The organism is Bacillus sp. LR_5 (genome assembly GCF_042709275.1).
The window spans coordinates 1-6,098 of sequence record NZ_JAVAXX010000342.1 but is presented as its reverse complement, the minus strand read 5'-3'; the positions used below and the strand labels follow the sequence as shown (position 1 = coordinate 6,098).

The following is a 6,098-nucleotide window of genomic DNA, read 5'->3' as shown; positions in this document are numbered from 1 at the left end:
CTGAACTACTTCAAACTTGCCGACTGAATGAACCGTGTCCCTCAGTGAGCTCAGGGATCTCAGGGATCGGTGTGAACATAAAGCTAAGCTCTTTTATGAAGGCTTTTATCAACGTCAAAGATTCAAACAAACGATGGGAAGAAATACATCAAAGGATAAGCGGCTGTTCATACTAATGATCGGGAGGTAAACCGACTTATGATACAAATTTTGATCACTGGTCTTTTTTTATTGGCTCAGCCGAGTGAGCCGCAGGACAGTTTAACGGTCACACAGCAAGGACGGACGATTGCCACTGTTAACCGTGAAGACTTTACAATGCCTCTTCCCGGCACTCCAATGGTTGACTATGAAAAATACAGTAAATTCATCAAACAGCTTGATCAGAAAGTGTACCGTGAGCCGATAAATGCTGTCCTTAACGATCATGGAAGCATCGTCCCGGGCAGGGTTGGCTACAAACTGTATCAACAGGCGTTTATGGAAAAGTTTTATGCGTATTTTTATGGGCAAGGTCCCTCCAAGATAGAAGTGCCGGAAATGAACATTTATCCGAAAGTTGACAGCGAGCTGCTAGCTCACATCAGTACGCAGCAGCTTGGTCAGTACGTGACGTATTTTAACTCAAGCAATAAAAGCCGCTCACACAATATTTCTCTTTCTGCAAAAGCAATCGACAATCACGTTGTTTTCCCTAATGAGACGTTTTCGTTTAACCAAGTTGTGGGAATGAGAACTCGGAACAAAGGATATAAAAGTGCACCCATTATTGTAAAAGGGGAGTTGTCTGAAGGTGTAGGAGGAGGAATTTGTCAGGTGTCCTCAACTCTATTTAATGCAGTCGATCGTGCAGGACTGCAGATCGTTCAGCGCTATTCTCATACTAGAAGTGTACCATATGTACCGCCCGGACGGGATGCGACGGTAAGCTGGGGAGGTCCTGACTTTCGCTTTCAAAACCAATATAACCAACCAATCTTAATTCGGGCAAAAAGGTATGGGGGAAGTATGATTATTACGCTATACTCTTCTGATGTGATTAACAGCAAATTAAGAAAAATCCCCAAAGCTCCATCTCGGATACCGAAAGAAATAAATGCAGAGCAGTAAAGACAAAATCTCAGGTAAGGTTTTTGTTAAGAGAGCTTGTGGATTGCTCAAAATCAATTCTTTAAGGAGCGGCCAGTGAAAGGAAGGAGGGATAAATGAAGTGAAAAGGGTATTATTTTCTGTAATTGTTTTTACAGCAGTTGGATTTACGTTTTGCCAAGCAAAAGCGCATGCCCTGACTTTTACGGTGTTGCCTATTACACAAAAAACAGAACAGTGGTCAGTAAAAGTAAGTGAAGCAAAAAATGTAAAGGAATTTACGAGACCTCAAAAAGGAGAATATCAAGTATATTCCTTGGAAGTCAAAAATATAGGGGAAAAAGCAGCTACAGTGGATGTGCAATTGTATAGAAATGACCCTAATTCAATCACAAGGTTTTCGCTTTTTGGATGTCCCTATGAAAATTGTGTCAAACCAAAAGAAGATTCTAAAATGTTAGCTGAAAGTTTAAATGATGGCTCACCGCTGAAGTTCAATCATTTTATGCTGGCAGATAAGGCCTCTGAATTAGAGGTTGTTATAATTTGGACACAGAAGGGGCAAGAAGGACGCAATTTAAAACAGACCTTTAAATTCACTGAAGATGGCATTAATTAGACAGTAAAGATGGAATGGCTTTGATGATTCGATCTCTTACTTTGCCTGAGGAAAAAACGAAAAATTGTTGGAAAACCAATCATAGCTGAGTCAAATGTCAAAGTGACTGTGATTAATGACTATAGAGAAGAACCAGAGGAGGCCTTTTGGATACTTTATCCGATGGGAGTGAAATGTTTGTCGATGATCACAAAGTCTTTATTGAATACGAATAGAGACTTTGTGACTGACTGCGCATTTCAACTTAACATTTTACTGATAATGACAGTGAAACCTAAACAAGTGCAACCTGTTTCATCATTAAAAACCGCTAATTTCAAAATTTTCTATGTCAAGATTTAGTTTTTTCAATTGTTTCAACAAAACTTCAAATTTTAAGCAATTGCCATCCCGCTCTCAATCCATTGTTTGCGATACAATTGAAATGCAGCCTCAATTAAATGATCAGGAGTTACAATAAAACCTAACCTCACATCATGATCCTCACTGTAGCCAAATTCAAAACCGCAACATGGACAAATGTCAAACGTTTTTTGATACTCGCCTTTATACAAAGGATTTTGAATTAATCCTTTGTATCCGCAAATTAAACAAGAATAACATTTTTCCACCAAGTTTAATTCCCCTTTTATCACTTATTTACTATTGCTGTCCCGTAACAAATATTACTTCAAATAAAAAACTTCGTGTACTGTATTTATAGCATAAGCAGTGCATCTAATCCTCAAAGATGAACACACTTTGGATTTGAAATGGGTGATATAGGAATCAAGATAATATCTGAATAAAAGAAGGGTTTTACAGTTAATTGGCAAAATGGAAAAGAAAAAGTATTTAAGTTGGAACGGGTATTTATTCTATTAGGCATGTAAAGTGTGAAGTTGAATTCCATGTAATTATGTTAAAGGGGGGAAAGAGGAGATGTGCTACATTGAAATCACAAAGGACAATATTGAAGACAATCATATTTGCTGTGCATTAGGCACGAAACAATATGAGCATGCAGTTAATGAAAAGAAGAGATGGCTCAAAGCTCGAATGGATGAAGGATTGGTGTTCTATCGCTTACATGAACGGGCAAAAGTCTTTATTGAATACCTACCTGCGAATGAGGCATGGGTGCCTATCAATGCGCCTAATTTTATGTACATTAATTGTCTGTGGGTGTCTGGCAGATATAAAAATAACGGTCATGCGAAACGATTGTTGGACAAATGTATAGCAGATGCGAAAGCGTGCGGCATGGATGGCATTATCCATATCGCAGGCAAGAAAAAACTGCCCTATTTAAGTGATAAGCATTTCTTTGAGCATATGGGGTTTACTCTACAAGATGAAGCTGCCCCTTATTTTCAATTAATGGCTTTGACTTGGAATGGCCTTGCAGATTCTCCTGCATTTAAGAGCTTGGTGAAAAGTGATTCTATCAATGAAAAGGGGATTACGATATACTATACAGCTCAGTGTCCGTTTGCAGTGGGCATGATAAATGATTTGCGGGAATTGACTGAAAAGAAAGGGGTTCAATTTCAGTCAATTCAGTTATCATCGAAAGAAGAGGCACAAAAGTCACCAGCTATTTGGACAACTTTTAGCGTTTTTTTTGATGGGAGATTTGTGACTCACGAGATCATGAGTATAAATAAATTTGAAAAGTTACTTAATACACTAGCTTGATTTTTAATAATAAAAAGCCATTTTAAGGTTCTTGACTCAATGAAACAAAAAATGCATTTAAGAGCTGTTATACGTTTTAATCTTGTCTTTAGAGAGCACTTTAATTTAAGTCAAAAGTTTAGACAGTCATCTGTTAGATCATTAGCCCTTTCTTATTTTCTTTTCGGTAACATTTTGATCGTATTTTCCTACTAAAAAGTTAGGAAAGTGGGGAAAAACATGAGAAAAAAGAACAATATTAAGAAATGGCTATTGATCATTGCTGGATTCTTGATCATCTGCATCACCACATTATTTGTAATGGTGTCAGGAAACAAAGTGAAATATGAGGGCAGCGGGAAAAGCGGACTGTGGATGTCTAACCTTGAAAAATCAGGAAAAACTTCAATTGGACCCAATTATTTTCTAAATCTATATTGGCAGGGGAGTAAGAAGGAAGAAAAGTGGACTGTTGTTGAAAGAATTACTCTGTATGTAGATGGCGAAAAGTATCAAGATGATAACGTAGATGAGTACGACTTATCAGAGTACACAGGTGATGAAATGCCGGGTGGGGGACGCATGGAGGACCATATTTCCACCTTTGATTATATGCCTGAAGATGAAGTGATAGGTCATGATGTATTAGTAAAAGTGGAGTGGAGGACAGGCCAGAAAAAACAGACAGAAGCAATCAAATTACATAAGAAGCCATGGTATAAAAAATAGTTTATTTGATGTATTTGTGATCACATTGGTGGTCACTTTTTTATTTGCGGATTCCTAGGCACAGCAATCTAAGATTCTGCATAGGCTGAAATAAAATCTTGTTCATTTCTAAAACGAGGTGCATGCTGTTGGAACAACAACCAATCAATCATGAAGACAGAAACGTGCCGCAGCCTATTCGAAGTGATGGAGCTGGAGCTATTGATGCAGGCCCGCGAAATATGATGCGGGATATTCAAAATCCGAATATACTTGTTCCGCCTGTTACAGATGAGGGTATGATTCCTAACTTGAGATTTTCATTCTCAGACGCTCCCATGAAATTAGATCATGGCGGCTGGTCAAGAGAAATCACTGTAAGACAGCTTCCGATTTCGACTGCGATTGCAGGTGTAAACATGAGCTTAACTGCGGGAGGTGTCCGTGAGCTTCATTGGCATAAGCAAGCGGAGTGGGCTTATATGCTTTTGGGACGGGCACGTATCACCGCTGTTGACCAAGACGGACGAAATTTCATTGCTGATGTTGGTCCCGGCGACCTTTGGTACTTCCCGGCAGGAATTCCGCATTCCATACAGGGATTGGAACACTGCGAGTTTCTGCTCGTTTTCGATGATGGGAACTTTTCTGAGTTTTCAACGTTAACCATTTCAGATTGGCTTGCACACACACCAAAAGATGTTCTGTCTGCAAATTTCGGTGTCCCGGAGAATGCTTTCAACTCTCTTCCGTCTGAGCAAGTCTATATCTACCAAGGGAATGTGCCGGGATCAGTCGCCAGTGAAGACATTCAGTCACCATATGGAAAAGTCCCCATGACCTTTAAACACGAGTTGTTAAATCAACCCCCAATTCAAATGCCAGGGGGGAGTGTACGAATTGTGGATTCTTCTAACTTCCCAATTTCAAAAACGATAGCCGCTGCACTTGTTCAGATTGAGCCTGGCGCGATGAGAGAGCTTCATTGGCATCCCAATAGCGATGAGTGGCAATATTATCTAACAGGACAGGGACGAATGACGGTATTTATCGGAAATGGGACTGCCCGCACATTTGATTATAGAGCAGGCGACGTTGGATACGTGCCTTCTAATGCTGGCCACTATATACAAAATACTGGTACAGAAACATTATGGTTTTTAGAAATGTTCAAAAGTGACCGCTATGCAGATGTGTCACTCAATCAGTGGATGGCATTGACGCCTAAAGAATTAGTGCAAAGCAACTTGAATGCTGGATCAGTCATGCTTGATTCTCTGCGCAAGAAGAAAGTGCCTGTTGTGAAATATCCCGGTACGTAAAGACTGAACCGATCACACAGTGGTCTTAAAGTAACTAGAGCTGGGTGTTGGCCTGTGTTTTATCAAATCCCTATATATATGTTATGTAGGGTTTTTCTGCTTGAATCGTATTGTAATGAGCTTTAAAATGTTAATGTAGAAATGATAACCATTCGATAATGGGAATTCAATGGCCGATTTCTACCAGTTTGATTGGCTTTAAAGGAGGAGAAGAAATGAAAGCACTCATATTTTTATCCAGTTTGACTGCCATTGGGAGCTCTATATTGGGGCGATGGTTAGGGATGCTGGATGATTCTTATGCTGTTGGCGATGCTTGGTTTATAGGTGTTTTAGCTGGATTGATTTCACTTCTAATATTGATTGATAGTCAAACGATGACAAAGAATTACATAGTAAGTTTAAGTACGATACTAGGCATTCTTGGAGTGGGATTTATATATTTCCCAGCTGCATTCATCAACATATTATTAAGTAGTACACTGGATAAACAAAAGAAAGAAGACCTCCATGTAAGATGAAAGAAATTTCATTTAATTCTTAGGAGGGAAAGTGTATGGATTTACCTCTATGGGCTTATATCATATTTACAATCACAGGTGCGGCAGGTTTCATAAGTTTAATGTGGTACAGATTTTTTGCTGACAAAATAGAAAAGTGAAGCGATTTTATAAAAATGTAAACTATTTGATATGAAAGGGATA

General features: G+C 39.0%; 8 protein-coding genes and 1 pseudogene. 8 read left to right on the top strand and 1 reads right to left on the bottom strand.

Going from position 1 to position 6,098, the window contains the following annotated elements:
• Positions 1-198: 198 nt before the first annotated feature.
• The 3 genes from RAC86_RS34030 (at position 199) to RAC86_RS34020 (ending at position 2,050) form a co-directional block, all read left to right on the top strand.
• A complete protein-coding gene (locus tag RAC86_RS34030; protein WP_015714063.1) occupies positions 199-1,110 on the top strand; it encodes a VanW family protein in 912 nt (303 codons plus the stop codon).
• A 100-nt stretch (positions 1,111-1,210) separates the two neighbouring features.
• Positions 1,211-1,708: a hypothetical protein gene (locus RAC86_RS34025; protein WP_377886575.1), complete on the top strand. Its 498-nt coding sequence runs from the start codon at positions 1,211-1,213 to the stop codon at positions 1,706-1,708.
• Positions 1,709-1,810: 102 nt separating this feature from the next.
• Positions 1,811-2,050 (top strand): hypothetical protein, encoded by a 240-nt coding sequence (locus RAC86_RS34020; protein ID WP_010886525.1) that lies wholly within the window; start codon positions 1,811-1,813, stop codon positions 2,048-2,050.
• Here RAC86_RS34020 and RAC86_RS34015 read toward each other — a convergent pair.
• Positions 2,009-2,322 (bottom strand): annotated as a pseudogene (locus tag RAC86_RS34015) (hypothetical protein). The gene RAC86_RS34020 and the pseudogene RAC86_RS34015 overlap by 42 nt on opposite strands.
• 307 nt (positions 2,323-2,629) lie before the next feature.
• Between RAC86_RS34015 and RAC86_RS34010 the strand changes: the two are divergent.
• The 5 genes from RAC86_RS34010 to RAC86_RS33990 all read left to right on the top strand — a co-directional run bounded on the left by RAC86_RS34010 (position 2,630) and on the right by RAC86_RS33990 (position 5,915).
• The gene (locus RAC86_RS34010; RefSeq protein WP_377886573.1) at positions 2,630-3,385 is read left to right on the top strand and encodes a GNAT family N-acetyltransferase; all 756 of its coding nucleotides are present in this window, start codon (positions 2,630-2,632) and stop codon (positions 3,383-3,385) included.
• Between the two features lie 39 nt (positions 3,386-3,424).
• On the top strand, positions 3,425-3,580 hold the full coding sequence (locus tag RAC86_RS34005; protein ID WP_128992965.1) for a hypothetical protein: 156 nt from the start codon (positions 3,425-3,427) through the stop codon (positions 3,578-3,580).
• 24 nt (positions 3,581-3,604) lie between these two features.
• On the top strand, positions 3,605-4,093 hold the full coding sequence (locus tag RAC86_RS34000) for a YdhH/YoaO family protein (protein WP_377886572.1): 489 nt from the start codon (positions 3,605-3,607) through the stop codon (positions 4,091-4,093).
• A 122-nt stretch (positions 4,094-4,215) separates the two neighbouring features.
• On the top strand, positions 4,216-5,394 hold the full coding sequence (oxdD, locus tag RAC86_RS33995) for an oxalate decarboxylase (protein WP_029727221.1): 1,179 nt from the start codon (positions 4,216-4,218) through the stop codon (positions 5,392-5,394).
• Positions 5,395-5,609: 215 nt separating this feature from the next.
• Positions 5,610-5,915, top strand: coding sequence for a hypothetical protein (locus RAC86_RS33990; protein ID WP_021481409.1), 306 nt, complete (start codon positions 5,610-5,612; stop codon positions 5,913-5,915).
• Positions 5,916-6,098 lie beyond the last annotated feature (183 nt).

What these genes read in the sequence shown, in the direction of transcription:
- RAC86_RS34030 (WP_015714063.1), top strand. Translation starts at nt 199, where the DNA reads ATGATACAAATTTTGATCACTGGTCTTTTTTTATTGGCTCAGCCGAGT.
- RAC86_RS34010 (WP_377886573.1), top strand. Translation starts at nt 2,630, where the DNA reads ATGTGCTACATTGAAATCACAAAGGACAATATTGAAGACAATCATATT.
- RAC86_RS34005 (WP_128992965.1), top strand. Translation starts at nt 3,425, where the DNA reads ATGAAACAAAAAATGCATTTAAGAGCTGTTATACGTTTTAATCTTGTC.
- RAC86_RS34000 (WP_377886572.1), top strand. Translation starts at nt 3,605, where the DNA reads ATGAGAAAAAAGAACAATATTAAGAAATGGCTATTGATCATTGCTGGA.
- oxdD (WP_029727221.1), top strand. Translation starts at nt 4,216, where the DNA reads ATGCTGTTGGAACAACAACCAATCAATCATGAAGACAGAAACGTGCCG.
- RAC86_RS33990 (WP_021481409.1), top strand. Translation starts at nt 5,610, where the DNA reads ATGAAAGCACTCATATTTTTATCCAGTTTGACTGCCATTGGGAGCTCT.